Source organism: Streptomyces phytophilus (assembly GCF_013870535.1).
In the GTDB taxonomy this organism is placed as follows: domain Bacteria; phylum Actinomycetota; class Actinomycetes; order Streptomycetales; family Streptomycetaceae; genus Streptomyces; species Streptomyces phytophilus.
Map to the genome: position 1 here is coordinate 1 of NZ_JACBXC010001177.1, position 1,870 is coordinate 1,870.

A 1,870-nucleotide genomic window follows, 5' to 3' on the forward strand; every position below is an offset into this window, starting at 1 on the left:
GCCTTCGTCAGCCCCACCTTCCTGGTGGTCCTGGTCGTCGTGATCGTCCCGATCCTCTGGACGGTCCTGCTGGCCTTCCAGGACGCCAAGCTCGTCGACATCCAGGGCATGGGGCTGTTCGGCAACTGGTCGCTGGAGAACTTCTCCGACGTCTTCGCCTCGGCCGGCTTCTGGTCCAGCCTCGTCACCACCCTCGTCTACACCGTCGGCGCCACCGCGGGATCCGTGCTGCTCGGCCTCGTCGCCGCCCTCGCTCTGCGCCGCCCGTTCCGCGGCCGCGGCCTGCTGCGCGGCTCGATGCTCCTGCCGTACGTCGCGCCCGTCGTCGCCGTCGCGTTCGTCTGGGAGGTGGCGCTGAGCCCGCAGTACGGCGTCGTCAACGAGTGGGGCCGGGAGGCGTTCGGCTGGGACGACCCGATCGCGTTCCTGTCCACCCGGCAGTACGAGGTGGGCCTGCTCGGCTGGCACTTCGACATACCCCTGGCGCTGCTCACCGTCATCGCCTTCGAGATATGGCGCTACTTCCCCTTCGCCTTCCTCTTCCTCCTCGCCCGGCTGCAGGCAGTGCCGGACACCCTGGAGGAGGCCGCGACCGTGGACGGCGCGACGGTCTCGCAGCGCTTCCGGCACGTGCTGCTGCCGCAGCTCATGCCCGTGATCGCGCTGCTGTGCGTGCTGCGCTTCATCATGACGTTCAACAAGTTCGACGACGTCTACCTGCTCACCGGCGGCGGCGCCGGCACCGACGTGGCCGCCGTGCGCGTCTACGACTTCCTCACCTCGCGCTTCGACGTGGGCGCCGCCGCGGCCCAGGCGCTCGTCCTGGCGCTCGTGCTGACGGTGCTGCTGGGCATCTACTTCAGGTTCTTCGCCAAGCGGGTCCAGGAGGAGGCGTGATGACGCGCGCGCAGTTCGAGGACCGCCTCTTCGGCACGCTCCGCTGGGTGGTGATCGCGTTCCTGGCGCTGATCACGCTGGTCCCCTTCTACTACATGGTCGTGCTGTCGCTGAAGCCGATCGACTCCCTGCTGGCCGACCCCGGTTCGATGTGGGTGTCGGCGAAGGAGCTGACGACCGCGACGTACCGGGACGTGCTCAAGCCCACCGAGGACGGCGGCCAGGGCTTCCTGAAGCTGATGCTCAACTCGGCGCTCGTCTCGCTGGGCACCGTGGTCCTCACGCTGGCCGCCGCCGTGCCCGGTTCGTACGCCGTCAGCAGGCTGAGGTTCTTCGGCAGCCGCCAGGTCAGCGCGATGTTCCTGGCCGTCTACCTCTTCCCCGCCACCCTCCTGGCCGTCCCGCTGTTCGTGATGTTCGCGCGGATGGGCCTGTCCGGCAGCCTCGTGGGCCTGGCGATCGTGTACGTGGCGCAGACCGTGCCAGTCTCCATCTACATGCTGAAGAACTACCTCGTCACCATCCCGGCCTCCATCGAGGAGGCGGCGGCGCTCGACGGCTGCAGCAGGCTGCAGACGCTGCGCAAGGTGGTGCTGCCGCTGGCCGCGCCCTCGCTGATGGCCACCGGGCTCTACGTCTTCATGATCGCCTGGAACGAGTTCCTCTTCGCCCTGCTCTTCCTCGCCGCCGACCCGGAGAGCTGGACCGTCTCGCTGGGCCTGGCACAGCTCTCCAACGGCATCGAGGTCTCCAAGACCGTGCTCATGGCCGGTTCCGTGATCCTGACCATCCCCGTGGTACTGCTGTTCTTCGCCGCGGAACGGCTGCTCACCGAGGGCCTGACCAGCGGCGCGGACAAGAGCTGAGCGGAGAGGGACGTATGCGCAACCAGGCCAGCGCGGGGCAGTTGCTCCAGCTCATCCGCACCGGCGAGGCCACCACCCGGGCCGCGCTGCAGGGCGCCACCGGGCTG

2 protein-coding genes are annotated in these 1,870 nt (G+C 68.8%); both read left to right on the plus strand.

The features are described 5' to 3' along the window. Positions 1-897 (plus strand): carbohydrate ABC transporter permease (locus tag H5J30_RS30460; RefSeq protein ID WP_258563610.1); only part of this gene is annotated, 897 nt, incomplete at its 5' end. Beyond that, positions 897-1,763 carry a carbohydrate ABC transporter permease gene (locus H5J30_RS30465; RefSeq protein ID WP_181790665.1) on the plus strand — a complete coding sequence of 289 codons (867 nt, stop codon included), beginning with the start codon at positions 897-899 and terminating at the stop codon, positions 1,761-1,763. The genes H5J30_RS30460 and H5J30_RS30465, both read left to right, overlap by 1 nt. The last annotated feature ends 107 nt before the right edge of the window (positions 1,764-1,870 follow it).